22 protein-coding genes and 1 tRNA gene are annotated in these 24,430 nt (G+C 60.5%); 16 read left to right on the top strand and 7 right to left on the bottom strand.

The window, feature by feature from the left end; genetic code table 11:
• The first annotated feature begins 93 nt into the window (after window positions 1–93).
• Both FFR93_RS24500 and FFR93_RS24505 read left to right on the top strand, forming a co-directional pair.
• Window positions 94–432 carry an integration host factor subunit alpha gene (locus FFR93_RS24500; RefSeq protein WP_064707073.1) on the top strand — a complete coding sequence of 113 codons (339 nt, stop codon included), beginning with the start codon at window positions 94–96 and terminating at the stop codon, window positions 430–432.
• 151 nt (window positions 433–583) lie between these two features.
• A complete protein-coding gene (locus tag FFR93_RS24505; RefSeq protein ID WP_064706871.1) occupies window positions 584–1,126 on the top strand; it encodes a MerR family transcriptional regulator in 543 nt (180 codons plus the stop codon).
• 356 nt (window positions 1,127–1,482) lie between these two features.
• On the opposite strand, the gene FFR93_RS24515 is transcribed toward FFR93_RS24505, so the two are convergent.
• Window positions 1,483–1,830: a response regulator gene (locus tag FFR93_RS24515; protein ID WP_064707074.1), complete on the bottom strand. Its 348-nt coding sequence runs from the start codon at window positions 1,828–1,830 to the stop codon at window positions 1,483–1,485.
• A 271-nt stretch (window positions 1,831–2,101) separates the two neighbouring features.
• Between FFR93_RS24515 and FFR93_RS24520 the strand changes: the two genes are divergently transcribed.
• The gene (locus FFR93_RS24520; RefSeq protein WP_064706872.1) at window positions 2,102–3,760 is read left to right on the top strand and encodes an ATP-binding protein; all 1,659 of its coding nucleotides are present in this window, start codon (window positions 2,102–2,104) and stop codon (window positions 3,758–3,760) included.
• A 23-nt stretch (window positions 3,761–3,783) separates the two neighbouring features.
• Here the strand turns inward: FFR93_RS24520 and FFR93_RS24525 are convergent, their stop codons facing one another.
• The gene (locus FFR93_RS24525; protein ID WP_064706873.1) at window positions 3,784–4,098 is read right to left on the bottom strand and encodes a DUF1236 domain-containing protein; all 315 of its coding nucleotides are present in this window, start codon (window positions 4,096–4,098) and stop codon (window positions 3,784–3,786) included.
• A gap of 315 nt (window positions 4,099–4,413) precedes the next feature.
• On the opposite strand from FFR93_RS24525, the gene bcsN reads away from it, so the two are divergent.
• The 7 genes from bcsN to FFR93_RS24560 all read left to right on the top strand — a co-directional run bounded on the left by bcsN (window position 4,414) and on the right by FFR93_RS24560 (window position 14,413).
• A complete protein-coding gene (gene bcsN, locus FFR93_RS24530; RefSeq protein WP_138395087.1) occupies window positions 4,414–5,388 on the top strand; it encodes a cellulose biosynthesis protein BcsN in 975 nt (324 codons plus the stop codon).
• Between the two features lie 58 nt (window positions 5,389–5,446).
• Entirely contained in the window at window positions 5,447–7,639 is a 2,193-nt protein-coding gene (gene bcsA, locus FFR93_RS24535; RefSeq protein ID WP_138395088.1) for a UDP-forming cellulose synthase catalytic subunit, read from the top strand.
• Window positions 7,636–10,086, top strand: a complete 2,451-nt coding sequence (locus FFR93_RS24540) for a cellulose biosynthesis cyclic di-GMP-binding regulatory protein BcsB (protein WP_138395089.1) — start codon at window positions 7,636–7,638, stop codon at window positions 10,084–10,086. The genes bcsA and FFR93_RS24540 overlap by 4 nt, the downstream gene beginning before the upstream one ends.
• On the top strand, window positions 10,083–11,129 hold the full coding sequence (locus FFR93_RS24545) for a glycosyl hydrolase family 8 (protein ID WP_138395090.1): 1,047 nt from the start codon (window positions 10,083–10,085) through the stop codon (window positions 11,127–11,129). The genes FFR93_RS24540 and FFR93_RS24545 overlap by 4 nt, the downstream gene beginning before the upstream one ends.
• An 11-nt stretch (window positions 11,130–11,140) precedes the next feature.
• Complete coding sequence (locus FFR93_RS24550; RefSeq protein ID WP_171049254.1) at window positions 11,141–13,489, top strand: cellulose synthase; 2,349 nt, start codon at window positions 11,141–11,143, stop codon at window positions 13,487–13,489.
• A gap of 78 nt (window positions 13,490–13,567) precedes the next feature.
• Window positions 13,568–14,236 carry an HAD family hydrolase gene (locus FFR93_RS24555; RefSeq protein ID WP_138395092.1) on the top strand — a complete coding sequence of 223 codons (669 nt, stop codon included), beginning with the start codon at window positions 13,568–13,570 and terminating at the stop codon, window positions 14,234–14,236.
• Between the two features lie 100 nt (window positions 14,237–14,336).
• Window positions 14,337–14,413, top strand: a tRNA-Pro gene (locus FFR93_RS24560).
• Window positions 14,414–14,494: 81 nt separating this feature from the next.
• On the opposite strand, the gene FFR93_RS24565 is transcribed toward FFR93_RS24560, so the two are convergent.
• Window positions 14,495–15,127, bottom strand: a complete 633-nt coding sequence (locus FFR93_RS24565) for a class I SAM-dependent methyltransferase (protein ID WP_138395093.1) — start codon at window positions 15,125–15,127, stop codon at window positions 14,495–14,497.
• 549 nt (window positions 15,128–15,676) lie between these two features.
• Between FFR93_RS24565 and FFR93_RS24570 the strand changes: the two genes are divergently transcribed.
• The gene (locus tag FFR93_RS24570) at window positions 15,677–15,898 is read left to right on the top strand and encodes a hypothetical protein (protein WP_138395094.1); all 222 of its coding nucleotides are present in this window, start codon (window positions 15,677–15,679) and stop codon (window positions 15,896–15,898) included.
• Between the two features lie 85 nt (window positions 15,899–15,983).
• Here FFR93_RS24570 and FFR93_RS24575 read toward each other — a convergent pair whose 3' ends face one another.
• Window positions 15,984–16,217 carry a DUF982 domain-containing protein gene (locus tag FFR93_RS24575; protein WP_138395171.1) on the bottom strand — a complete coding sequence of 78 codons (234 nt, stop codon included), beginning with the start codon at window positions 16,215–16,217 and terminating at the stop codon, window positions 15,984–15,986.
• 184 nt (window positions 16,218–16,401) lie between these two features.
• Between FFR93_RS24575 and FFR93_RS24580 the strand changes: the two genes are divergently transcribed.
• Window positions 16,402–16,614, top strand: coding sequence for a hypothetical protein (locus FFR93_RS24580; RefSeq protein ID WP_138395095.1), 213 nt, complete (start codon window positions 16,402–16,404; stop codon window positions 16,612–16,614).
• Window positions 16,615–16,674: 60 nt separating this feature from the next.
• Here FFR93_RS24580 and FFR93_RS24585 read toward each other — a convergent pair whose 3' ends face one another.
• Together FFR93_RS24585 and FFR93_RS24590 are read right to left on the bottom strand one after the other, a co-directional pair.
• Window positions 16,675–16,968, bottom strand: coding sequence for a helix-turn-helix domain-containing protein (locus FFR93_RS24585; RefSeq protein WP_064706884.1), 294 nt, complete (start codon window positions 16,966–16,968; stop codon window positions 16,675–16,677).
• Window positions 16,969–17,123: 155 nt separating this feature from the next.
• Complete coding sequence (locus tag FFR93_RS24590) at window positions 17,124–18,305, bottom strand: ROK family transcriptional regulator (RefSeq protein WP_138395096.1); 1,182 nt, start codon at window positions 18,303–18,305, stop codon at window positions 17,124–17,126.
• Between the two features lie 359 nt (window positions 18,306–18,664).
• Between FFR93_RS24590 and FFR93_RS24595 the strand changes: the two genes are divergently transcribed.
• Window positions 18,665–20,422 (top strand): glycogen debranching protein, encoded by a 1,758-nt coding sequence (locus FFR93_RS24595; protein WP_138395097.1) that lies wholly within the window; start codon window positions 18,665–18,667, stop codon window positions 20,420–20,422.
• Window positions 20,423–20,442: 20 nt separating this feature from the next.
• On the opposite strand, the gene FFR93_RS24600 is transcribed toward FFR93_RS24595, so the two are convergent.
• Window positions 20,443–21,057 carry a GNAT family N-acetyltransferase gene (locus tag FFR93_RS24600; RefSeq protein ID WP_138395172.1) on the bottom strand — a complete coding sequence of 205 codons (615 nt, stop codon included), beginning with the start codon at window positions 21,055–21,057 and terminating at the stop codon, window positions 20,443–20,445.
• 177 nt (window positions 21,058–21,234) lie between these two features.
• Here FFR93_RS24600 and FFR93_RS24605 point away from each other — a divergent pair, with 177 nt between their 5' ends.
• The 3 genes from FFR93_RS24605 to FFR93_RS24615 all read left to right on the top strand — a co-directional run bounded on the left by FFR93_RS24605 (window position 21,235) and on the right by FFR93_RS24615 (window position 24,426).
• Window positions 21,235–22,569 carry an extracellular solute-binding protein gene (locus FFR93_RS24605; RefSeq protein WP_138395098.1) on the top strand — a complete coding sequence of 445 codons (1,335 nt, stop codon included), beginning with the start codon at window positions 21,235–21,237 and terminating at the stop codon, window positions 22,567–22,569.
• A 130-nt stretch (window positions 22,570–22,699) separates the two neighbouring features.
• Window positions 22,700–23,593, top strand: a complete 894-nt coding sequence (locus tag FFR93_RS24610) for a sugar ABC transporter permease (RefSeq protein WP_138395099.1) — start codon at window positions 22,700–22,702, stop codon at window positions 23,591–23,593.
• Window positions 23,593–24,426: a carbohydrate ABC transporter permease gene (locus tag FFR93_RS24615; RefSeq protein WP_138395100.1), complete on the top strand. Its 834-nt coding sequence runs from the start codon at window positions 23,593–23,595 to the stop codon at window positions 24,424–24,426. The genes FFR93_RS24610 and FFR93_RS24615 overlap by 1 nt, the downstream gene beginning before the upstream one ends.
• The last annotated feature ends 4 nt before the right edge of the window (window positions 24,427–24,430 follow it).

The following is a 24,430-nucleotide window of genomic DNA, read 5'->3' on the forward strand; positions in this document are numbered from 1 at the left end:
AAAACTGGCGGCGAACAAGAGCTTGACCGTGAGGCGCAAGACAAATACTCTTCGTTCGCTTTCAAAAAATATTTTGTAATGGGCGGGGAAACCATGACCGGAAAGACAGTGACGCGAGCAGACCTGGCGGAATCCGTTTTCCGGAAGGTTGGTCTTTCCCGGACAGAATCTGCCGAACTGGTGGAAACCGTCATCGACGAAATCTGCAACGCCATTGTGCGTGGTGAAACCGTAAAGCTTTCCTCCTTCGCCACCTTTCAGGTGCGCGACAAGAACGAGCGGATCGGCCGCAATCCGAAGACTGGCGAGGAGGTTCCGATCTCTCCCCGCCGGGTGATGACCTTCAAGGCGTCGAACGTGCTGAAGACGCGCATCCTCAAGGCCCATGTCGCCCGCAAGGTCAAGCTGAAGCCGCAGAATCCGGCTCCCTGATATCGAGCTTCCTCCCCTCGGAATGGCGTTTTTTTCTGGCGCAAGTCCATCCCCTGTGCGCAACGTCGAGACATGACTTGAATTGTCCGCGCCAAACCTTTGAAATATGGTGAGTCGCCGTTGGATCGAGCCTGCGAGGTTGCGTAGCAGTATGACGTTGGACAAGAGCCCCGATGCCTTTCGCACCATCAGCGAAGTCGCAGACGATCTTGATCTGCCGCAGCATGTGCTGCGCTTTTGGGAGACACGGTTTCCCCAGATAAAGCCGATGAAGCGCGGCGGCGGCCGTCGTTACTATCGGCCCGAGGACGTCGACCTCCTCAAGGGCATCCGGCATCTGCTCTATGATCACGGCTATACGATCAAGGGCGTGCAGAAGCTTCTGAAGACCAACGGCAACAAGTTCGTCATCTCGGTCGGCCACGGCGATCTCGCCAGCGTCGAGGCGCTCGCCTCGGGTGCACAGGAGATGGGCGCAGGGGAGCCGCGTGTCGCCATGGCCGAGGAAGACCAGATCGTCGGCCGCGCCAAGCCGCCGATCACCCGCCGGTTCTTCAATTTCGTTGCCGGAGACGATGAGCAACCGGAAGTTTCGATCGGCAAATCGAGCGTCGGCAAGGAAGACAGGGCACTGCTTCAGGAGGCGCTCTACGACCTCCTGGAATGCAAGCGTCTGCTCGACCAGGTGCGCTGATTGTCGAGAGCCTTTCCGGGTTAGCTTGAAGCATTCTGTTGGCTCAAAACGGAGTCCATCGACCGGCCGGCGCGTGCCGTAGCCAAGCTCTACGGCCAAGCCGGCCGGTCGATCAGCCGGCCCGTTTCAGCCAACCCTCCCGCAGATTTGCCTGGCAAATCTGCGAGACTTTAGATTCAGCCGGACGCACTTGTCGCTTCGCCACGGCGAAGCGGTGCGTCCGGTGGGGCCGGCATCTCTGGCCAGGATCAAGGGCGATCGGCTCGGACGTACCAAGAGGTATGCCCGTCGCCAATCGCCTTTGCCCTGACGAAAACCTGCTCCGGCAGAATGCTTCAAGCTAACCCGGAAAGGCTCTAGCTTTCGGAAAGCTGCTTCATCGCCAGTTCGAGTTCGCTGAGCTGGAACGGCTTTCGCAGCACTGGGAGTGTGCTGGGTGCGCTGCCTTCTGGAGCGCTGCCATACCCAGTCGCATAGAGATAGGGCTTACCGCGTTCGTCGAGCAGCTTCGCGACCGGCAGTGAACTCTTGCCGGCGAGGGAGACGTCTAAGATTGCGGCGTCGAACTCCGCGTCCCTCGCGGTTACGAGCGCCCGTTCCAGATCTGGCGCGCTCGCGCAAACCCGATAGCCGAGATCGCTGAGCATGTCCTCGAGCAACATGGCAATCAGTGCATCGTCCTCGACGATGAATATGTCTTTCATGATCCCGTCCACCCATTCCCCCTGCCGGGCACGAAGATTTATGTGGACCGCTTGCGCAGCTCGTCAAGATGCCACGCGCAGCGGTGGTAAACTTGTCGCACAAAACAGTGCAGCCGTTTTGCAACGGCGATATGTGTAAACATAAAAGCTTAAGGCGCGGCAAGCGAATCTGAAAGATCGCGCCGCCCTTTGGAAACAGCATATTGCCCGGCGAAATTCGATGTGCAAAAGCTGGAATGCCGTTTCTGTGACGGCCGAGAAGGGGTGTGGAATGGATTTGCTGAGTGCCACCGATTGGCTGCGTCACAGGCCAGGCTATACCTATCCGCTTGCCGTTGCCTTAGTTGGCCTGACCTTTCTTCTAAGAGTTGCCGCTGGCGACGATCTCTCCGGGTTCCCCTTCCTGAGCTTCCTTCCGGCGGTTTTGCTCGCAAGCTTCGTGGGCGGCGCCGGGCCGGGCCTGCTGGCGGCCATGCTCGCCGGTGCCCTCGTCCAGCAATTTTTCGTCGAGCCGCACGATGCTTTCTGGCCGGTGAGCGCCGTCCAGTGGATCGGGCTTGCGACTTTTCTGATCAATGCCGTCATCATTGTCAGCCTGATGGAGATGATTATTGTCGCTCATGGCAGACAAAGCCGCCTCCGCAGCGAACTCAACAGCTTCAATGCGCGCCTTGAAGAGACGGTGGCCCAGCGCACTGCCGAACTCCGGCATGAGATGGAAGAGAACGCCGCCGCCCAGGCACAGGTGCGCCAGCTGCAGAAGATGGAGACGATCGGTCAGCTCACCGGGGGCGTCGCCCATGATTTCAACAACATGCTGGCGATCATCATCGGCAATCTCGATCTCGCCCAGCGGCGGATGACCGGACACGAGGATCCGCGCCTGCTGAACTCCCTTCAGAATGCCAGGGATGGAGCCCAGCGGGCCGCGGTATTGACCGCGCGCCTTCTCGCCTTCTCACGCCAGCAACCGCTGGCCCCGGAGGTGATCGACGTCAACAAGCTTGTCGGCGGCATGTCGGAATTGCTGCGGCGCACGCTCGGCGAACATATCCGGATCGAGACGGTGCTTGCCGGCGGCCTTTGGCCGACTTTCGCCGATCTGAGCCAGCTCGAAAACGCCATGCTCAACCTTGCCGTCAATGCGCGAGACGCCATGCCCGGCGGTGGCCATCTGACGGTCGAGACCGCCAATACCGAACTTGACGAGCGATATTCGCGTATGCATTCGGAGGTCGAGGCGGGCCAATATGTAATGATCAGCATGACCGACACCGGCACCGGCATGTCGCCCGAGGTGATCGACCGCGCCTTCGACCCGTTCTACACCACCAAAGGACCCGGCAAGGGAACTGGTCTCGGGCTTAGCCAAGTCTACGGCTACATCAAGCAGAGCGGCGGCCACATCAAGATCTATTCGGAGATTGACCGGGGAACGACGGTGAAGATCTATCTGCCGCGTCATGTCGGCAAGGCGGATGCCCGCCTCGCCGCCGCCGGCGCCCAGCCGATCCCTCAAGGAAGCGTCAACGATACTATCCTGGTGGTGGAGGACGATGAACATGTCCGCACCATGACCGCCGAAAGTCTGCACGAACTCGGCTACACCGTGCTGCAGGCGGCAAGCGGCGTGGAGGCACTTCTTCTTCTGGAGGGGAACCCCGAGGTCGATCTGATCTTCACCGATATCGTTATGCCGCAGATGAGCGGACGTCAGCTTGCTGATGCCGTTCAGGAAAAATGGCCGGGGATCCGGATTCTTTACACCACCGGCTACACTCGCAACGCCATCGTTCACAATGGCGTGCTCGACCACGGCGTCTCGCTGCTCGCCAAGCCTTTCAGCCTCGAGCAACTCGCCCATAAGATCCGCGAACTCCTGAATGTGCCGGTCAGCGCGGGAGGCGAGGGGACGGGAAGTCGCGCATGACGCGCTCCAGCCCCCCACATCCGTTATTCGAGAACTTGGATCACGCGGTGTGTCTTCGGCTCGACGATCACGCGCCGCTCGTTGACGACGGTGTAGGCATAGCCGTCGACATTGGGCACGGTATGGACTTCAATGGTATCCGGCAGCGTCGCGCCGACAGTGATCTCGCCGTCATAGACGACCGATGGCGTGTTTTGCTCCATGACATAGGTGCGCACCTCGCCGGGTAGGACGACGGAGCCGGTTGGTGCGGGGTCGGTGACGACGACGGTGCTCTGGGCGAAGGCGGCCGAGCTGATGGTCAGCACGGCGGCCGTAGCGAGCATGATCTTGCGCATGGGATGTTCTCCTTTTTGAAGTCGGACAACAACGCAACGCCGGCCGTAGGGCATAGTTCCGCCACCGGCTTGCCATCGTGGCCGCGGCGGGGTGCCAATTGTTTGTTGCTAAACTAATATATGCACCATACGGTTGAGCCGTCCGAATCAGGTTCAGCGAGTCGTCCGATGGCATCAGGTTCGGGCTTTTTACCCTTCGTTAACCATGTCGGCGATTTATGTCAGGTGAACGGCCGGACGGCTGTTGATTCGAAGGTCCGTCGCGTTTCGGTCTGCGAATGGATATCTGGAAAGACGATTACGGCGGCTCGAGACATGCGCTTGGGGAAGACGATATCGCTGGTAGCCGTGGCGGGCGTGATGGCCGGCTGCACGTCGACAGGCGGTGTGCGCCATCCTTCGGGGCCGGAGACGGTGGCGCCTGAGAAAGCGCTGGTTCTGCCGCCGCCGGGCGGCCCTTCGATCGTCAGCGTCGTCGAGCGCAAGCGCGGCAATGGCGTCGAACAGACGATATCGCTGTTTACCTCATCTTCCGTACCCGGCCAGAATTTTCTGAAGGCCCAGTTTTTCGGCGCTTCCGGGGCCAATCCCGGAATAGGTGATGCCAACTTCAGCATGATCAACGAGAGCGGCATTGCTCGCGAGGTGGCCCGTTCGGTCCCCGGCGTGCCGATGGCGACATCGGCGACTTTCCTGCAGAACGCCTATGGTCCCTTCGGCTATGCCTCTGGCCGCAGCCGCGCCGGCGATGCCTGCATCTATGCCTGGCAGCAGATCCGCTCGAGCGCGGCAGCCAATACCCAAGCACGCAATTTCGGCATGATCCAGCTGCGCCTGCGCCTCTGTGACGCCCGCGCAACCGAGCGCCAGCTGCTCGGCATGGTCTACGGCTATACCATCACCGGCACCTTCGACGGTCCGACCTGGAACCCGTATGGTAGCCCGCCGCCTGCCAGCGCGTCGCTCGGGCGTACCGGTGAACCGATCTATCCCGATGAGGGCGGATATCGCCCAAGCCCGATGCCGATCGGTTATGAGCCGGCGCCCCTCGTAATCCGTTCGCGGGGGACGGCCCCGGTTCGCAGCGACCCGGGTCCGAAACCGGCGCAAGGCACTGCACCCTTGCCGGCGCCCATCGGTCCGCGGGTGCCGCTGCCGAGCGAGGTGCCACAGACGAGTGCAGCGCCGGAGGCAGCAGCCGCCTCGCTCAAACAATCAGCAAGGGCGATCGGCGTCACCGTGCCGTCGCCGGACTGCATAGGCGACGCGGCGGCCGTCTGCCGGAGATAATGAACATGCCCCCCGGGGAACGGACGGGGCCCCGGCGAGCGATTTCGAAGGAAGGTCGATGCGCAAAGCCCGCAGTGTCATCATCTGGGCCGTGGTTACGCTCTGCATGATCGTGCTGATCACCTTGCCGGTTAATCTGCAGACCCAGCTCATCACCAGTATCACCGTCGTCACTGTGATGGCGCTGATCAAGATACTGAAAGGCGAGGGGACGTGGCGCCTGGTCGCGCTGGCCTTCGGCACGTCGATCGTGCTGCGCTACGTCTACTGGCGCACCACCAACACGCTGCCGCCCTTGAATCAGCCGGAGAATTTCATTCCGGGCCTGCTGCTCTATCTTGCAGAAATGTACAGTGTCGCGATGCTGGCGCTCAGCCTTTTTATCGTCGCCACTCCGCTTCCGCCGCGCCGGTCGCGTGCCGCCAATCCGGGGCGTTTGCCCCATGTCGACGTCTTCGTGCCCACTTATAACGAGGATGCCGGCCTTCTGGGAAACACGCTGGCTGCCGCCAAGGCCATGGACTATCCCGCCGACAAGCTGCATGTCTGGCTGCTCGACGATGGCGGCACATTGCAGAAGCGCAATTCCGGCAAGTTGCTCGAGGCCCAGGCGGCGGCAGCCCGACATGTCGAGCTGAAGCAACTCTGCCAAGATCTTGACGTTACCTATCTCACGCGCGACCGCAATGAGCACGCGAAGGCCGGCAATCTCAACAACGGCATGAAACATTCGACCGGCGAGCTCATCGCCGTCTTCGATGCGGACCACGCCCCAGCGCGCGATTTCCTGATCGAAACCGTCGGCTATTTCGAAGACGACCCGAAGCTATTTCTCGTCCAGACCCCGCACTTCTTCATCAATCCCGATCCTCTGGAGCGCAACCTGCGCACTTTCGAAAAGATGCCGAGCGAGAATGAGATGTTCTACGGCATCATCCAGCGCGGCCTCGACAAATGGAACGCCGCCTTCTTCTGCGGCTCGGCCGCGGTTTTGAGCCGCAAGGCGCTCGAATCCCAGAACGGCTTTTCCGGTATCAGCATCACCGAGGATTGCGAGACGGCGCTGGCGCTCCATGGCAGCGGCTGGAACAGCATTTATGTCGACAAGCCGCTGATCGCCGGGCTGCAGCCGGCCACCTTCGCGAGCTTCATCGGCCAGCGCAGCCGCTGGGCGCAGGGCATGATGCAGATCCTGCGCTTCCGCTTCCCGCTTCTGAAGCGCGGCCTGTCGATCCCGCAGCGCCTGTGCTACATGTCATCCACGCTTTTCTGGCTCTTCCCATTCCCGCGCACGATCTTCCTGTTCGCGCCGCTCTTCTACTTGTTCTTCGACCTGGAAATCTTCACGGCGTCTGGCGGCGAGTTCCTTGCATATACCCTTGCCTACATGCTCGTGAACCTGATGATGCAGAATTATCTCTACGGGTCGTTCCGCTGGCCCTGGATTTCCGAGCTTTACGAATATGTGCAGACGGTGCACCTGCTGCCGGCCGTCGTTTCAGTCATGCTCAATCCGAGAAAGCCCACCTTCAAGGTCACCGCCAAGGATGAATCCATCGCCGTCAGCCGCCTCTCGGAGATCAGCCGTCCGTTCTTCGTGATCTTTGCGGTGCAGATCATTGCGCTCGTCATAACCATCTACAGGATCTATGCCGAACCCTATAAGGCCGATGTGACCCTCGTCGTCGGCGGGTGGAATGTCATCAATCTGATCATGGCCGGCTGCGCGCTCGGCGTCGTGTCGGAACGCGGCGAACGTGCCTTGTCCCGCCGCGTCCGCGTCAACAGGCGCTGCGAGTTCTATGCCAACGGCAAGTGGTATGCGGCCTCGATCGAGGATGTCTCTGTTCACGGTGCAAGGCTGCATATCTTCAACAAGCATCTCGATGAACTGATCGTCGGCACCCCCGGCGAGATGCGCTTCCGGCCCTATAGCGGCGCTGATCTTGAAACCCTGCCGCTCATCGTCCGCAACATCGAGCCATCAGGCGATATCAGCAATGTCGGCTGCCAATATGTGCCGAAGAGCGCGCTCGATCATCGTCTGATAGCCGATCTGATGTTTGCCAATTCCGATCAATGGACCCAGTTTCAGGAATCACGCCGCCGCAATCCCGGCCTGATCCGCGGCACTATCTGGTTCCTCGGCCTGTCGCTCTATCAGACCAGCCGAGGCCTCGTTTACTTCTTCCGCAGCATGCGGCCGGAGCGGGAGGCGCAGCAGCAGGCGGCAAAGGTCAATGCCGGATGAGAAAGATCGTCGCCGCCTCGTTTCTCCTTTTGCATGCCTCCGCCGCAGCCCAGGCGCAGACCGCGCCGTTCGACATGTCGGGCGAGCGGCCACAAGGCGCGTCCACGGCCCCGAGACTGACGCCGCCGGCTCCGCCCGCAGCGACGCCGCCTGTACCCGTCACGCCGCCCATTTCCGTAACGCCAGCGCCGGCCAGGCCGCCTGCGCCCGTTGCTGCGCCGATCACTGTCCTGCCGCCGCCGGCGGCGCAGGCATCTCAGCCGGGCGCGGCGGCAAATGCCGCTTCGCAGCCGCGCCCGCGCGATATCAGGCGTTATCTCGTGCCCTTTTCAAAATTCAGCCTCGGCGGCGAATATGATCGCCGGTCATGGTCTGTCTACCTGACGCCCGAGCAGGCCGCCGCCAAGGCAAGTTTCACCTTCGCCTATCAGAATTCGATCGTCGTCGCGCCCGAGGCCTCCGCACTGACCGTCTATCTCAACAATCGTCCGATCGGCCAGCAGCGGGTCGGCTCGGCAGACGGCTCTTCCGCCGTCACTTTCGAAGTTCCCTCCGGCCTGCTGCAGCCGGGCGCCAATCTTGTCACCTTCCAGGCGGAGCAACGCCATCGGACCGATTGCAGCATCCAGTCCACCTATGAATTATGGTCGAATATCGATCCGGCCGGAACCTATCTGAGCTTTGCCGGCGGGAATGCCGCGGAGCTTTCGAGTGCGGACGCGATCCGCGCCATAGGCGTCGACGGCGCCGGAAGGACGGAGTTCGACATCGTCGTCCCGGCGCTGGAGCAGCCGGGGACGACCAAACCACTGTTGCGGTTGGCACAGGGTCTGTCGGTGCTGAGCAGCATGCCGAACCAGATAGTTGCCTTCAGCACCGCGTCGCTTCCGGCCGCCGGTCCCGGCAAGCTCGGGGTACTTGTCGGCACCGCCGCGGAACTGCGGCCGCTCTTTCCCAGGCTGCCGCCCGGCGCCGAAAGTGCGCCGCTCGCCGCTTTCGTGACCGATCCGCGCAGCGGCTCGCCGGTGCTTCTGATCAGCGGCCCCTCCTGGCAGGCGGTCTCGTCGGCGATCGATACGATCGTTTCGCCAACGGACAGATCCGCCGGCGTCCGCCGCGATGCGCTGACCACAGAGCGCTGGAGCGCGCCGAACGCGCCGCTGGTCTTTTCCGATACCAGGATAGCTCTGTCTCAGCTTGGCGTAAAAACCACCGAATTCTCTGGCCGCAGGTTCCGTACCAGCTTCAATATCGCCGTGCCGGCCGATTTTTATGCCAATGGCTATGGCGAGGCGAAGGTGCTGCTCGATGCCGCCTATACCGACAACGTGTTGCCCGGCAGCCACATCGATATCTACGTCAACGATAATATCGCCTCCACCGTGCCGCTTACCACCACCACCGGCGGCATTCTCCGTCATCTGCCGATCCGCGTGACGATGCGCCATTTCAAGCCCGGTCTCAATACGATTGCGATCGAGACCATCCTGATGACGAAAGACGATGCGGCTTGCGCTCCGGGTGCTACGGCCACTGCCAATCCCCGTTTTGCCCTGTTCGATACTTCCGAAGTGCACATTCCGGATTTTGCCCGCGTCGGGCAGCGTCCGAACCTGGCGGCAATGTCAGGCACGGCCTATCCCTATGGCCGAGCGGCGGAGCCGACGCCGCTGTTCATCGATCGCGTCGATGCCGATACGCTTTCGGCGGCCGCGACGTTGCTCGGTCAGATGGCGGTAATGGCCGGCCATCCAATCGCCGTCGAGACTGTCGCTTCCCCGAACACGATCGGTGATCGGGACACCATCTTTATCGGGTCAATTTCGCAGATGCCGGCAACGGCGCTGACGCAGGCCAATATCTCCACGGCGAGCCAAGCCTCATGGCGTCCGGTGGCCGACCCGCAGCCAGGCGCTGTTGATACCGACACGGCCTTTGAGGAGTGGAATTCAAAGGTGAGCGGCGGCATCCTGCGCAGCCGCATCACGGCCCTCCGCGAATGGCTTGGGCGCAGTTTCGACATCACCCGCAGCTCGCTGCAATTCATCCCGGGCGCCGAGAAGGTTTTCACTCCGTCCAACGCCGACACCCTCATGGTTGCGCAAGGCTCCAGCCCCTTGGGAGGGGGCTCGTGGACCGTGGTGGCGGCACCCTCGGCGAAGGACTTGCGCGAAGGGCTCGAGGTGCTGACCGGTGAGCTGAACTGGTCGCAGATGTCCGGTCACATCACCACCTATTCGAGCAAGACGGGCAAGATCGAGACAGTGCCAGTCACTCGTTTCGATTTCGTCCCGTCCACGCCGTGGTCGATTTCCAACTACCGCTTGATCGCGGCCAACTGGCTGTCGACGAATATCCTATCCTATGCCTCGCTGCTCGTCGTCTTCGTGCTGCTGATCGGCGTCGCCACGTCCAAGATGCTCAAAACACTGGGCCGGTCGGAATGAGGGGGCTGCGCACGTTCTTCTTTGCGGCAGCCGTGACGTTCGCCCCCGCAAGCCCACCCGCCGCTGCACAGCAGGCGATGATCAATGCCGATGCGTGGTCCGCCTACAAGGCGAAGTTTCTCGATGCGAGCGGCCGGATCATCGACAACGGCAACGGCAATATCAGCCATAGCGAAGGGCAGGGCTATGGAATGCTGCTCGCCTATCTCTCGGCGAGCCCCGCGGATTTTGAGCAGATCTGGTACTTTACCCGTACCGAACTGCTGTTGCGCGACGATGGCCTGGCTGTCTGGAAATGGGATCCCAATGTCCGGCCGCACGTGACCGATACCAATAATGCCACGGACGGGGACATACTGATCGCCTATGCCCTGGCGCTTGCCGGCACCGCATGGAAGCGCAACGATTATATCCTGGCTGCCTCCCGCATGGCGCAGTCGCTACTTGCGGAAACCGTCGTACGCTCGGCGGGTCGAACGCTGCTGATGCCGGGCAGCGAAGGTTTCGGCGCCGCCGATCGTGACGACGGCCCTGTCGTCAATCCTTCCTACTGGATTTACGAGGCAATGCCTGTCATGGCGGCGCTTGCTCCCTCCGGCGCCTGGAAGGAGCTGTCCGACGATGGCGTGGCGCTGTTGAAGACGATGCAGTTCGGCCCGCGCAAGCTTCCCGCCGAATGGGTCAGCCTCAGCGGCCCCCCGCGGCCGGCAAAAGGTTTCGATGCGGAATTTGCCTATAATGCCCTTCGAATCCCACTCTATCTCGCTCGCGGCGGCATCATCGACAAGCCGCTGTTGAACCGTCTGCGAGCGGGGATGTCGCAGGATGGCATTCCGTCCACGATCGATCTCACCACGGGCCGGCCGAAGACGGTGTTGCCGGATCCTGGTTATAGAATTGTTAACGATGTTGTGGCCTGTGTAGTCGACGGGACCAAACTGCCTGTTTCGGCTCTGCAATTTGCGCCAACACTCTATTATCCGTCCACGCTTCAGCTGTTGGGGCTGGCCTATATTGGGGAGAAGCATCCGGAGTGTCTGTGAAGTCTTCTCTCATGGCGATTTCAGCAGCAGTCGTGGTGGCGACTCTCGTCACGGGGCTGAAGGATCGTCGCGCTCTACAGGAAAAGTTCGGTCTTGGTTCTGGAGCCAACCCGGCGCCGGAGCTGCTGATGATGGGCCGCATCAAGCCGGCCGATGCTCCCGCAGGCAGTTCCGAATTCAACGCCGAGACAGTCGCCGACAAGATCGAAGCGATTACCTCTGCGCCGGCATCGACACCGGACACGCGCGAGCCGGACACCGCTGCTGAGCAGCCGGCAGCGCCGCAATCTGACATGGCTCAGACGGATGCACCGCCAGACCAGGTCTCGCCGCCGATGGTTTCGGAACCGCCGGCGCCTCAGCAGGCCGGCGGGCCGCCGCCTGCCATCGATGAAAGCGCGCTTCGCTATTTTGCCAGCCGCGGCGACAAGGTGCGCCTTCAAGCTGAAATCTCCCGCCTGCAGGCGCTCTATCCGAACTGGGTTCCGCCTGCCGATCCGCTCGCCGTGCCGCAGAATGGCGACAAGCAGCTCGAGGCCATGTGGAGGCTTTATTCCGATGGCCGCTATGCGGAGCTGCGCAAAGCGATCGCCGATCGCCAGGCAACCAATGTCGGGTGGCAGCCACCGGCCGATCTCATCGATCGGCTTGGTGTGGCGGAGGCCCGCTCCCGCCTCATCAACGCTTCGGACCTCAAGCAATATGCGACCGTGGTCGATATCGCCGCCGCGACGCCGAGCCTGCTCACCTGCGGCGAGATTGACGTGCTCTGGCGTGTCGCCGAAGCCTTCATTCGCACGGAAAGGGCACAGCGCGGCCAGGATGCCTATACCTATATCCTGAAAAACTGCACCGACCCCGCCGAACGGCAGGCGACGGTCGAAAAAGCCTCGACACTGCTCGACTACCAGCCGATGCAGGTGCTGCTTGCGATGGAGAAGCCCGCCATCGACGGCAGTAGGGAGTTCGACGCGATCCGCGACAACCTTGCGCGACGCTTCGTCGCCGAAAGCAATGATGATCCGAAGCTCACCATCGCGCCGGATTACATCGCTCGCCTGGAAAGGCTCGCCGCGAACCAGGGGCTCGCCTCTGATGCGTTGCTGCTCGGCTGGCACCAGCTGCGCCGCAACAATCCTCCCGATGCTGAAAAGTGGTTTCGCGCCGCTCGAGCCAAGGAGGATACGGCGGCTGCCTCGCAGGGGCTTGCGCTGGCGCTGATCGCCCGCAAGGCGCCTCAGGAAGCCGAGGACGTAATGTTCCGCTGGCGCGCCGATTCCGATGATGCGACCGCAACCTATCTTGCCGCCACCGCCAATCTGATGGCGCTGCAGCCGCCAGCCGACCTGACCGAGGATGTGCTTCATCGGATCGCGGCCGAGGTCATCGCCCGGAAACATGTGCCCACGGCGCAGCAATTCGGCTGGTATGCCCGCTCCCTCAACCAGTTCCATACCGCAGCGCGCTGGTTCGAAGCCGCGCTGGCCTGGAAACCTGACGACGAACCATCCGCTTATGGCCTTGCCGTCACCCGCGAGCAGCTGAACGACCGCAAGGGCGTCTTCGACCTCCAGCGCGCCTGGGCCGGCCGGTCGGCGCGAATCGCCAATCTCAGGGACACTTCCTTGCCGGTTTCGAATGCTGGTACGCCCGCAAAGCAGCCGCTTGCGCTGCAGCAGCCGGTACAGCCGGAAGAGCCGCCGCAGCATCCGACCGCCCGCACGGAGCCGCCGCCGGCCGACCCGCGAGCTGGGCGGCAGCCGGAGCCGGAAGTCGCCGTCCGCGCCGCACGACCGGCGATGCAGGCGGTGACTGTCGAGCGCGGCCCGCGCCAGGCGCGTGGCTGCTCGACGACCATCGACGCGGGACGACTCGGGCCGGGCGAGGCGCTGTCGCGCGGCTGGTGCCTCATGGATATCAACCGGCCGATGGAGGCGGTCTCTGCCTTTGAGACGGCATTGCAGAGCCCAGCCCGCAAGATCCGGGAAGACGCAGCCTACGGTCAGAGCCTTGCCTATCTGCGCGCTGGCCTTTCCAGCAATGCCGCCGTTGCGGCAACCAAGGCGCCGCAGAGCCGCCAGCGTGCTGCCGAACTGCAGGTGGCGATCCTTGGCGATCGTGCCTTATCGGCCTTCGACGCTGGACGTTACCGCGAAACCCTCATCTATCTCGATCAGCGCGCCCAGCTACAGCAGGAGCGGATCGATCTGATGGTTCTGCGCGGCTACTGCTACCTCAATCTGAAAATGTACGACGACGCTATGCGGATCTTCGAAGCCGCCGCTGCTACCGGCAATCGCGACGCCGCACGCGGTCTGGCCGATGTTCGCAACGTCATACATCCGGAGGTCAACAACTGACGTTGACGCCGTGGCCGCTCTCGGTTACTCGCCTGTCGAAGGGGCCGCCCGCTGCCTCGTGCTCGCAAGGAAACAGCCGTGCCCGCTCGCCATGACATCCTCGACAGATCCTATGATGCTTTCCTCTTCGACATGGATGGAACGCTGCTGAACTCCATTGCCGTCGTCGAGCGCGTCTGGAGCGAATGGGCAAGACGTCATGACTTCGAGCCGGAGGTTTTCCTGAAAACGATCCACGGCATCCGTGCCTCCGACGTGATCCGCGGCCTCGGTTTGCCGGGCGTCGATCCGGCCTACGAGGCGGATCTGCTGCTGGCCGAGGAGATGGAGGACGTCTCCGGCATCGTCGAAATCCCCGATGCCGTCCGCTTCCTTAACGCCATCCCCGACGGCAGATGGGCGATCGTCACCTCGGCGCCGATCGAGCTCGCCAGGCGCCGCATGGCTGCAGCCGGGATTCCGATGCCGAAGGTCATGGTCAGCGGCCAGGAGGTCAGGGCCGGCAAGCCCAGCCCGGAAGGTTATCTGCTCGGTACAAGCCGCCTCGGAGTCGAACCCGCGAAGTGCCTGGTCTTCGAAGATGCCGTTGCCGGCATTCTCGCCGGCGAGGCCTCCGGCGCCGACGTCGCGGTCATCACCGAAACCCACGCCACCCCTTTCGAAACCCCACATTTTTCGATTGCCAACTACCGGGCGTGGCAGCCCCGCCAGACCGCAGAAGGCCGGCTCAAGCTCACCGCGATCTGACGGTTACCCGGAGAACTCCTTCCTTTTTATCCGATGCAGGCTTTTTCTGCTTGCATTGCACGCTCCGAAAAACTAAACGAAGCAAGCCGTTTCGGCAGGTCGGGGCGTAGCGCAGCCCGGTAGCGCACTTGACTGGGGGTCAAGGGGTCGCTGGTTCGAGTCCAGTCGCCCCGACCATTTATCCCCTTGAAATCCCAGTCAGAACACCATGTTGATGGTGAGTGCAGCGTGTACGTGGCCGCGGCTGAGAACGCGTCGTCAGTGCGGTTTCTGCGCGATTGCAATCATCGATTTTGCCAGAAGCGGAATCCTCCCGACATATTCGAAGTCGACGTCTTCGAAGCCTGTGTCGAGCAGTAGCGTGCTGAGTGTCTCAGGGGACCAGAATTTGATATGACCGTGGTCCTTGAGGGGCATGAAATGGTCATCCATTTTCCCGCTTACCGCCAAAGCCAGATTTTTCCAGTAACCGTGAAAAGGCGTCGATACGACTGCGATGCCTCCCGGTTTCACCAGATCGTACATGGTCGCCGAGAAAGCCTTCGGGTCGTAAACATGCTCCACGACCTCCAGGCTGATTACCGCATCGAAGGTGCCGTAACGGCTGGAAAGATCATCGTAGCCAGAACCGATTTCCAGCGGTAGATCGGGATGGACCGCTTTCGCTTTTGCGATGCCGTCCTCCGAGGGGTCGACGCCGACGACATCGTAGCCTTTCTCCGCGAGCACCGAAGCAGCGCCGCCGGTGCCGCAGCCGAGATCGAAGACCGCCGTTTCGTTTGCCTCGTGGAAACTGTTTTCAAGAACATCGACAACGGTTGGCAAGATATAGGAATGAGCGGTCGTTGGCTTGGCGTGAACATAGGTAGTAGCGTCCAGTTCGATAGACATTTTACCTCCTGAAAAAATAGCCTCCCGGCGCAATCGTACGGCGGACTTTGACGGCAGTGTGGTGCCGTTATGGCATTACGGTGATTAAAGCCGATAGGCGTGGGTCGGCCGCGTCATCAGGCGGCGCCCTCCGATGCGCATTGGTCCGCACCCTTTAAGACCCTCTTCATCACGATGCGATTAATGATCATGTCCGCGCCGGGGAAGGTCTCGGAGTTGATTGACAGGGTGTCGCGAAGATGCTGAAACCGGGCCACACTTCGGATCTACGCCCCTTCGACGGAAAATAGCCCGTTTATCATTTTTGACCATTTCAAGTAAATGGCGAGATGACATGCTCCCATAGCGGGAGAGGTTCAAGATAATCACTCTAATTGTTTTTGAGAATCCATCAATGCGATGGGCTAATAGTTTATTCTTGTTGAGTCTATGCGGAATTTTTGTTTAAAGAGCAGATTTTGAATTGAAAATGGCTTGTTGCGCTTCGCATTTTTGCGAATGCGTGTAGATTAAGCATTGTTCCTCTCACGGATGACCTGGTGCGAGCGCATGGCGGATATGAACCGGAATCTAACTTGCAGGCAGGCTCTCGCCGTTGCTTTCCAAGCTTTGTCGGACGAGGCGGTCAAGGCCGGCTGGCCGGAGGGTGACGTCGCCCTCGCGCTTGCCGAGCTCGCTGAAGAGCGGGTGATCGAGGTGACTGCCAAGGTGATCATGGAAGGCTCCATCCAGCCGCCGTTCATCGCAGCCGGCGGCGGCCGCAACCGCTAAGGCATGTTGCGACAACGCCGTCCGCTGGATCAGGATTATACCGCTAAGAGCGAACCGGAAGGATCGCGACACGCCTGAGCCAGTCTCACAGCAGCAATCCTGCCGTCTTCGCCGCCGTGACAAAGGAAACCTGTGCGGTCCGCGGACTGCGCAGCCCATCGAGCGCATCAAGGCAATGTTGGAGTGCGATCCGATAATCGCGCCCGCGTTTGCCCGGCCACCGTTTCAGATATTCGACGGCATCCCAGGCGGTGGAAACGATCAGACTGCTGGTTGGAGAATGGACTCGGACGGGGGAGGGAAAGCGTTTATCACTCAACGTCTGCACTCGCTACTTCTTGCTACAAAACGCGGCAAACGCGCGCGCAAAAATATTGTTCCACAGGAATTTGCGCAGTTGCTAAAATTCGGACCCTCGCGCATAATAACTTCATTGCCGGTTGCGGAGGGCGGACGGCGATGCAAGCGTGTAGGCGTTTGCCCTCGGAGGGAAGTGCGGCGTGATGTTACGATCAACAATTCATCCGCATGATTTACCGCTCTTTTCGGAAGATCTCGATCTGCTTTCGCAGGTGCTTGACAAGGTATGTAACGAACGCGGACTCGTCAGGACGACGCCGGAGGCCGAGAGGATCGGTGCGGTCATCATTCAGCTTTACAGGCAGGGCGTGAAAGACGGCGGCAAACTCGCCGACCTAGCCAGGGCCTATCTCTGATACGCGGTTTCCGCGACAATGGATGGGACAATAAGACGTGACGACGAAGATTGCCTTCAGTTAATCGTCATTCGCGGCATTGAGATTTTCTGGCCGGATGCCGTCATCGCTTGATGTCCGTGCCCGCAGGCGGATGCCAGGGCCGCCTTCATCTTGGTTGCCGCTCGAAAGAAATATGATGCCCTGCGCCTCGAGCGTGCTGCGCAGATCGAACAGCGCATGCGGCTCGCCCTCAAACTCACCCTTTTCCAATGCCGTCACGGTCTCGACCGGAAGGCCGCTTGCGGTGGCGAGCTCTTCGATGCTCATTCCGATCATGGCGCGCGCGCCGCGTATCTGCGTTGCTGTTATCATGGTGGAAAATCTAGCGCATTTGCGGGGCTTCGCAAGTGGGGCGGCGGTTTGAATGCACTCATAAGGCGGCGATGATTTGGCGCGTACGGGCTCGAATGATCCGCGGCCCGTTTGGGACGGGCGCGATGGGCGAGCTATCCGTGACCCTGCAGTCTTCAAGTATCCTGCAATTTTACACCAAACAGATCATCATGCATGCGCTCGACGGCGATCCCCATGCCTCCTATCAGGGCGGCGCGGTTGCCAAAACGGCTGATCTCGATGCGCGGCGGGTAAGGCGTGCAACGTGGGAGAAAGCGCTGGATGGCATTTACGAGCTCCGGTCTTGCGCCGATGCTGCCGCCAGTGATCACCAGTTCGGGGTCGAGCATTGCTCCGATGGCAGCAATGGCGACCGCCACCAGCCGTGCCGTCTCTTCGATTGCGGCGATGGCGCTCGTTTCGCCCGCATTGAATGCAGCGAAGAGATCGGCCACCGTAGAGGCGTTGCGCCCGCCAAAACCGGCATAGCGGCGCAACATCGCTACACTGCCGACCGCACTCTCAAAGGTTCCCAGCATAAAACCGCCGGGATCAAAAGCATCGCCGCCAAGTGGAAGATAAGCGATTTCGCCGGCCGCGCCGCGCGCGCCGCGCAACAGCGCGCCATTGGCGATGATGCCCATGCCGACGCCAGTCCCAAGTGCCACGAAAGCAAAATTGCCGACCTCGAGGCCGTGTCCCCGCCATCTCTCCCCTTGCGCGGCAAGGTTGACGTCATTCTCGACGATCAGAGGTATGCCCATCTTATCGCTGAAGACTTGTCGCAGATCCATTGCGTCGATGCCAGGAATGTTTGGTGCGACGTTGATATGTCCGGTGGCGGGATCGAGTACGCCGGGACTGCCAAGAACGACGAGACGCAGCTTGTCGGCCTTGGTCCCGGCCGCGAGCGCGAGTTGAGTGATGAGGTCACTGAACTGGTTGACGAGATGCGGCCCGCCGCGCGGGTCGGTGGGAACTGTGGTTTCGGCAACAACGTTGCCCAACAGATCGCAAATAGCCGCAGCGATCTTGGTGCCTCCCAGATCGATCGAAACGGCTAGGGCCGCCCTTGCGTTGATTTCGTAGATGATCGCGTTCCGGCCGGGACGACCATCGGTCTGCCCGACGGGTTTCAGCCACCCGTCATCCTCAAGATCGCGCACGACATCGGAAATCGTCTGCTTTGACAGGCCGGTCAGCTTGGCAATGTCGGCGCGGGAGATCCTACCCTTGGCTAACACGGTCCGGATCACCGCGTTCGTCGAAATCTTTCGCGCGATGGGAGTCTGTACGAGAGACGACGGTATTGCCATCCGGCTGCTCATCCCAATTAGTTCGAAGCATATACCTAATGAAAGATGGTTCGGTTCTCAACCATCACGAAATGACGGGTGTAGACCTTCAACCCTATCTTCATAGCTGGGTTCAGTAACACGCAAGCTGACAATTTGTCTACGTCCTTGACAAACTGGGAGCCCCCTGTAGGCTGAGTTTAACGCGCAATCAAATGCGCGATCTGAAGAGGGTCGAGGACAAGTATGCGCCATACATATTGTCTGGGTCGCCGCACACGCGCCAAGATCGCCCAAGGAGCAATTGGCTCAGACTGGTTCAGCTATTTTTCCGTTTTGCATTCTGCAGGTTTCTCAACGAGGCTGTCGGGGACCTGCCGATGATAAAGCCCTCGACGGATGGACAGCTTTCAGCCGATGCAGCCGTCTTGCTGCCGATCATGGCGCCCCGCCTTCAGGGCGATGTCCACCCGGGCGGATATGCCGATCTTGCCCTTTGGGGTGCCGGCAGCCTGGGGCGTGTGCGGTTTTCTCCGATTTCCGGCCCTTATACGTACGCTCCGAACCGGCTCGTCTCGAAACAGGGCGGTGTTTTTGTTGCGCAGTCGCAGCCTGTGATGCTGATCAGCGGAGTGAGGCTGCAGGGCATCTACCCGGCGCGCCGTTGCGCCTGGTGGCACGAACCGGATGGGCAGGGCGCTAAAGCGAAGATGTCTCGGAGCGATCATCGGCAGGTCTTCGCAATGGGCTGGGGTGTCCTTATCGTGGATGCTCTCGATTCCGAACTGCGGATTGTCGGTGGCGCCTCGAGAGACGAAGCCGAGAAAGCGCTCGATCTCACCAAAGCTGCCATTATCGCCGAAGCCGCTGAATATGTGACACGTTGCGACATGACGCCCGAGGCCGACCCGCTGATGCGCAGCATGGTCAGCCAGGGCGTACATGCAGCCCTATCCAGCATAAGGCTCGACGAAAACGGCGCCTTCGCGGGTCTTGCCGCCGGACAGGCCTATAGCGCTCCGGCGCGGACCTATTACCGCGACGGCTACTGGACGATGCAGCCGTTGTTGACGCTTGCACCGGAGGCCGTGCGCGAGGAGATCCGCTTGCTCGCCAAGGGGGTGCAGCCGGATGGGGAGGCTCCAAGTGGCGTGATCGTGACAGGGCCTGCACAATCAGACGCTTGGCAACGTTTCGTCGGCGAATGCAGTGCCAATCCTAAAACCCACAAAAGGGCGGTTCCGGAATACCACAACCGTCCGCAGGACTGGTGGAGCGACCACTTCGACAGCCCGCTGTTCTTCATTCTTTTCCTGAATGACTATGTCGTCGCAAACCAGGATCTGGCCGAGGTGCAGCTGCACTGGCCGCTCGTCAAGGCAATCACCGACCGCTACTTCGGCCTGGCTGGCCCCAACAGCGTTCTGCCGCTGAAACCGCGTAATGATCGGGACTGGGCGGACAACGTCTTTCGCGAGGGTCTTGTCTCGTATGATCTCGGCCTTTTCGTCGGCGCCATGGACGCGGTGGCAAGGCTCGGCGAGAAGCTCGATCCGGCGCTTGCCCGACGTGCGCGCCAAACAGCAGATCTCGCCCGCGCCGAAATTGAAGCCAGGCTCTTCGTGCCGGAAACGGGTGGATATCTCGACTATGGAATGCCCGGCGCTTTTGTCGAAGATCATTTGGCCCTCGACAGCCTCACCTTATCGCGGTTCAGTGCAATCTCGCGGCAGAAGGCTATCGGCCTGCTCAAAGCATTTGAAACCAGACTGGAAACGCGTCACAATCAACACCAACCCTATGGCAGCTGGGGCGTGATGTGCGCCTATCCGCCGTTCAAGCGGCAAGCCGATTTACGATCCAAAACCGCCTTTCCCTACCGCTATCACAATGGCTCGGACTGGCCTTATTGGGATGGCGTCTATGCCGAGGAGCGCCTGCGCCTCGGGCTTGGAGGCGCCCGTTATGCGCTGACACGCTGGTGGGAAACCTGCCTCGACAACGGCTGGCTCGGCGCGGTGGAATATTTCTCGCCACCATATGGACGCGGCTCACTGCTTCAAGGCTGGAGCGCCATGCCGGCGGCCGTCGTTTTGAAATATGGGCTTGACGCCGCAAATTCGGAGCCGATGTCATGAGCGATCTGGCGCCGTCGACTTTAGCGGGAACCCTCATCGATCCGCATTGCAAAGGCGACCGCGCCATCGCGTTCCAACTCGGAAAACCCCAGGTGACGGTAGAAGCCTCTGGCCCGCTCGTTGGCGGGGTCGACGCCGAGATGCACGGCCGTAACCCCGTGATCTCGAAGCGCCTGCAGCTCGGTATTTATCATTTTTCGTCCCCAGCCGCTGGCCTGAAGCCCGGGGAGGATGTTGATGTGAAGATGCGCCGGATACTGGTCTTGAAGCCAGACCGTCCCGCTGCGCGGATTTTGGATTCGTTCCAGGACGTCGGCGTCGCGCGGGCGGGTCGGCGACAGTCCGGCGATCTCTCGGCGCACGACCGGCCACCAGTTTGCCGCCAGGTCCTGGTCGAACCGGCTGGTGTCGGGTGCGCCCACGACATAGCCGGCCGGGCGGCCGTCATGGACGAGGACAAACGCAAAGTCTTTGGCGAACTTGAGGTACGGCACCGACCAGATGTAGCCGGGAAGACGCGGGTCGCTATAGAGAGCGCTGGCATCGTGCCCGCCATTCGCGGTTTTCAGGCAGATTTCAAAAAAGGTTTCGATATCCGCTTCGATCGCGGGACGGATGAAGCAGCTGGTGTCCATCACTATGCCACCTCCTGCGTGGCGCTTCGTCATTTTTGGTCGCGAGAGGAGCTGATGCATTGACGATTACCTCAGATTCGCCGGTCAGGCAAAGCTCTGGGGGAAGAAATCGTTCGGCCGGTGCCTGGCACGAGGCCTGAGCGGGGAGTGGAGAATAAACCAAGTGAGGTGGAGCAGATGAAAAGAAGCGTGAAATCGATCAGCATACTGCCTGCATACCCATTGAAAGTAGCCGTCGCGCTTGCCGGCGCGGCGCTTGTGAGTTTCGGACTTTCCACCGCCCGCGCCGACGACCTGCCGGTTTGGGACGACCAGACCTATGAAGGTCAAAGCGCGGTCATCGAACAACTGAATAAGGAGTTCGAAGCTGCCCATCCCGGCGTCACCATCAAACGCACCGCCCGCACTTTCGACGACATGAAGCTGACGCTGAAGCTCGCGGTTTCGGCCGGTGACGGCCCTGTCGTTACCAAGGTCAACCAGGGTGCCGGCGACATGGGTGCGATGGTAAAGGAAGGGTTGCTCCTGCCGGTCGACGATTACATCAAGAAATATGGCTGGGATAAGCGGCAGTCGGACTCCGTGCTTGCTCGAGATCGTTGGGACGGGGCAAAGTTCGGGGTCGGCAAGACCTACGGCATATCAGGCCTCGCCGAGATCGTCGGCCTTTATTACAACAAGAAGATTCTTGCCGACGCGGGAGTCGCGGTGCCGCAAACCTTCGAGGAGTTTCTGGCCGGTCTCGATAAGCTGAAGGAAAAGGGCGTCGCGCCGTTCATGATGGGCACGGCCAAGCAGCATCTGGCCTTGCACATGATCGGCGCCATCGAGCAGGCGCATATCGATGCGAGCAATCGCGCCGAACTGGACGATCTGATCTACGGCCGGGGCGGCTCCTGGAACACGAAAGGGAATATCGAATCCGCCAAACTCGTACAAAATTGGGCGCAGGGCGGCTATTTCTTCCCAGGTTTCGAGGGAATCTCAGGTGATGACGCCGTTCAGCTCTTCATATCGGGGCAGGGCGCATTCCTGATCTCCGGGACCTGGTATTTCGGTGACATGCAACACAATCCCGATATCGGCTTCATGGCCATTCCCGCCCCGAAAGGTATCGCCAAGCCGCTCAGCGTCGGCGGCGTCGATCTTGCCTGGGCGATAACGAGCCTTGCCAAAGACAAGACCAAGCAGGACCTTGCCGGCGACTATATCGACTATATGGTTTCGGAAAAGGCTGCTGAAACCTGGGCCAATGCCGGCTACCTCCCCGCAACTTCGCTGGCGCCGGACGCAAAGCCGAAGCTCACGCCACTGCTTACGTCGGGCATCGAAATGTGGAAGACCCTCAATGCCAACGATGCTCTCGGCCATTATCCCGACTGGTCGAGCCCGACTATGCTGAAGACGATAGACGACAACACGCCACTTCTCTTGTCCGGCAATATCACGCCCGAAGCCTTTGTCGACGCCATGGACAAGGATTATCAGGCTTATCTGAAGGATAAGAAATGAGAGGCGAGGGGCCGTCGCGGCCGGCCATTTGGCGGTCGTGAGCGGCGTCTCGCGGACCACATTGAAACCAGCGCAGCAAGCTGCGGCTTGCTGCGTGATGACCAGAGCTTTGGCTTCACGGAGTATTGGGATGATGCGCTCCAAACTCGACGGCTCCCAACCTACCAATTTGCTTTATCTGTTGCCCGGATTGCTGCTCTACGCGGCTTTCGTCTTCGGCCCGATCATTGCGGCTCTGGGGCTGAGCCTGACCAGCTGGGACGGCGTCAGCATGCCCCGCTGGGTTGGATTGAGCAATTATATCGACCTCTTTTCAGATGGTCGCTTTTATATCGCCCTGCGTAACAATGCCGAGCTGATGATCTTTTATTGTGTCCTGCCGCTCGTGCTCGGCATCACACTTGCTGCCTGCGTCTGGAATCTGAAGCAGCGCGAGCAACTTGCTCTCAGAACCTTCTTGTTCCTGCCTTACATCATGCCGACTGCCGTCTTGGGCATCATCTGGGCATGGCTCTACAATCCTGCTTTTGGCCCGTTCAATCAGTTCCTCAGGGCGGTGGGTCTGGGCATTTTCGCATTGCCGTGGCTTGGAAATTTCAATTTTGCGCTTCCGGCAGTCGGGATCGTCGCTACCTGGTATTTCTTCGGCTTTTGCATGGTCATTTTCCTTACCGGAATTCAGCGCATTGACCCGTCTCTCTTCGATGCCGCAAAAGTCGACGGCGCTTCGGCGCGGAAGACCTTTTTCTGGGTGACGCTGCCGCTTCTGATGCCGGAGATAAGGGTCGTGCTGCTGTTGACGGTCATAGCCTCGATCAAAAGCTTCGACCTGATTTTCACGATGACTCGCGGCGGACCCGCGAACGCCACGCTCGTTCCGAATATCTACATGTATCAGCTTGGCTTCGAGCTCAATCGGTTCGGAGCGGCGGCGGCCATCGCCATTGTCGGCGCCTTGCTGACGTTCGCGATCAACTATGGAATTCACCGGTTTGTGGGCTCGCAGAGCAGAGGGGTGGCTTGATGAGTCATTCGTCCAACATCCCCGCCGCTACGCTCCCACTTCGCATTCTCCTCTGGCTTCTCGCATTCGTAACGATCACTCCATTTCTGCTTCTGCTTCTGACGTCGATAAAGAGCAAAGCCGACGTCCTGAAGGGTGCGTTTGCCTTGCCGGCATATCCGCATTTCGAAAACTACCTGGATGCCTGGAATGCCGGACATTTCAACATCTACTTCTGGAATTCGATCATCGTTGTCATACCCGTCGTAGCCGCGAGCGTCTTTCTGGGCCTGCTGACGGGCTTCGCCTTCGCTTTTCTGTCTTTCCCGCTCAGACGTACGCTGTTCGCTATACTGACGCTCGGCATGATGGTACCGGCGGAGGCCTTCATCATCCCGCTTTATTATGAAATGCGGTATCTCGGATGGATCAATACCTATGCCGCCGTGATCGTGCCGCAGATCGCGATGTCGATCCCATTTTCGACGATCTTTCTTGCCAGCGCGATGCAGCAATTGCCGGAAGAAATTCTCGAGGCGGCTGTCCTCGATGGCGCCGGACGCTTCTATATCCTGCGCAAGATCGTCGTACCCCTCATGGTGCCGGCAATGTCGACACTGGCGCTGTTCTTGTTCATATGGACCTGGAATGAGTTTCTCATCCCGTTCATTCTGGTCAACGACGATGCTTATCGGACGCTGCCCCTCGGCATGCTGTTTTTCCAGGGGCGTTACACGGTCAACACGCCGGTTCTGACCGCCGGTGCGGTGATCGTTATCGCCCCGCTCATCCTGACCTATCTGATTTTCCAGCGGCGGTTCATCGCCGGCTTGACAGCCGGGGCGACGAAATAAACAA

Origin of the sequence: Rhizobium sp. MHM7A (assembly GCF_005862215.1) — a bacterium.
Taxonomy (GTDB): domain Bacteria; phylum Pseudomonadota; class Alphaproteobacteria; order Rhizobiales; family Rhizobiaceae; genus Rhizobium; species Rhizobium bangladeshense.

Excerpts from the sequence above, each read along its gene's own strand:
- FFR93_RS24515 (WP_064707074.1), bottom strand. The coding sequence starts at position 1,830 with ATGAAAGACATATTCATCGTCGAGGACGATGCACTGATTGCCATGTTG.
- FFR93_RS24595 (WP_138395097.1), top strand. The coding sequence starts at position 18,665 with ATGATAAAGCCCTCGACGGATGGACAGCTTTCAGCCGATGCAGCCGTC.
- FFR93_RS24540 (WP_138395089.1), top strand. The coding sequence starts at position 7,636 with ATGAGAAAGATCGTCGCCGCCTCGTTTCTCCTTTTGCATGCCTCCGCC.
- FFR93_RS24565 (WP_138395093.1), bottom strand. The coding sequence starts at position 15,127 with ATGTCTATCGAACTGGACGCTACTACCTATGTTCACGCCAAGCCAACG.
- bcsA (WP_138395088.1), top strand. The coding sequence starts at position 5,447 with ATGCGCAAAGCCCGCAGTGTCATCATCTGGGCCGTGGTTACGCTCTGC.
- FFR93_RS24615 (WP_138395100.1), top strand. The coding sequence starts at position 23,593 with ATGAGTCATTCGTCCAACATCCCCGCCGCTACGCTCCCACTTCGCATT.
- FFR93_RS24585 (WP_064706884.1), bottom strand. The coding sequence starts at position 16,968 with ATGATAACAGCAACGCAGATACGCGGCGCGCGCGCCATGATCGGAATG.
- FFR93_RS24610 (WP_138395099.1), top strand. The coding sequence starts at position 22,700 with ATGATGCGCTCCAAACTCGACGGCTCCCAACCTACCAATTTGCTTTAT.
- FFR93_RS24605 (WP_138395098.1), top strand. The coding sequence starts at position 21,235 with ATGAAAAGAAGCGTGAAATCGATCAGCATACTGCCTGCATACCCATTG.
- FFR93_RS24525 (WP_064706873.1), bottom strand. The coding sequence starts at position 4,098 with ATGCGCAAGATCATGCTCGCTACGGCCGCCGTGCTGACCATCAGCTCG.
- FFR93_RS24505 (WP_064706871.1), top strand. The coding sequence starts at position 584 with ATGACGTTGGACAAGAGCCCCGATGCCTTTCGCACCATCAGCGAAGTC.
- FFR93_RS24580 (WP_138395095.1), top strand. The coding sequence starts at position 16,402 with ATGTTACGATCAACAATTCATCCGCATGATTTACCGCTCTTTTCGGAA.
- bcsN (WP_138395087.1), top strand. The coding sequence starts at position 4,414 with ATGCGCTTGGGGAAGACGATATCGCTGGTAGCCGTGGCGGGCGTGATG.
- FFR93_RS24545 (WP_138395090.1), top strand. The coding sequence starts at position 10,083 with ATGAGGGGGCTGCGCACGTTCTTCTTTGCGGCAGCCGTGACGTTCGCC.
- FFR93_RS24590 (WP_138395096.1), bottom strand. The coding sequence starts at position 18,305 with ATGGCAATACCGTCGTCTCTCGTACAGACTCCCATCGCGCGAAAGATT.
- FFR93_RS24600 (WP_138395172.1), bottom strand. The coding sequence starts at position 21,057 with ATGGACACCAGCTGCTTCATCCGTCCCGCGATCGAAGCGGATATCGAA.
- FFR93_RS24570 (WP_138395094.1), top strand. The coding sequence starts at position 15,677 with ATGGCGGATATGAACCGGAATCTAACTTGCAGGCAGGCTCTCGCCGTT.
- FFR93_RS24520 (WP_064706872.1), top strand. The coding sequence starts at position 2,102 with ATGGATTTGCTGAGTGCCACCGATTGGCTGCGTCACAGGCCAGGCTAT.
- FFR93_RS24500 (WP_064707073.1), top strand. The coding sequence starts at position 94 with ATGACCGGAAAGACAGTGACGCGAGCAGACCTGGCGGAATCCGTTTTC.
- FFR93_RS24550 (WP_171049254.1), top strand. The coding sequence starts at position 11,141 with ATGGCGATTTCAGCAGCAGTCGTGGTGGCGACTCTCGTCACGGGGCTG.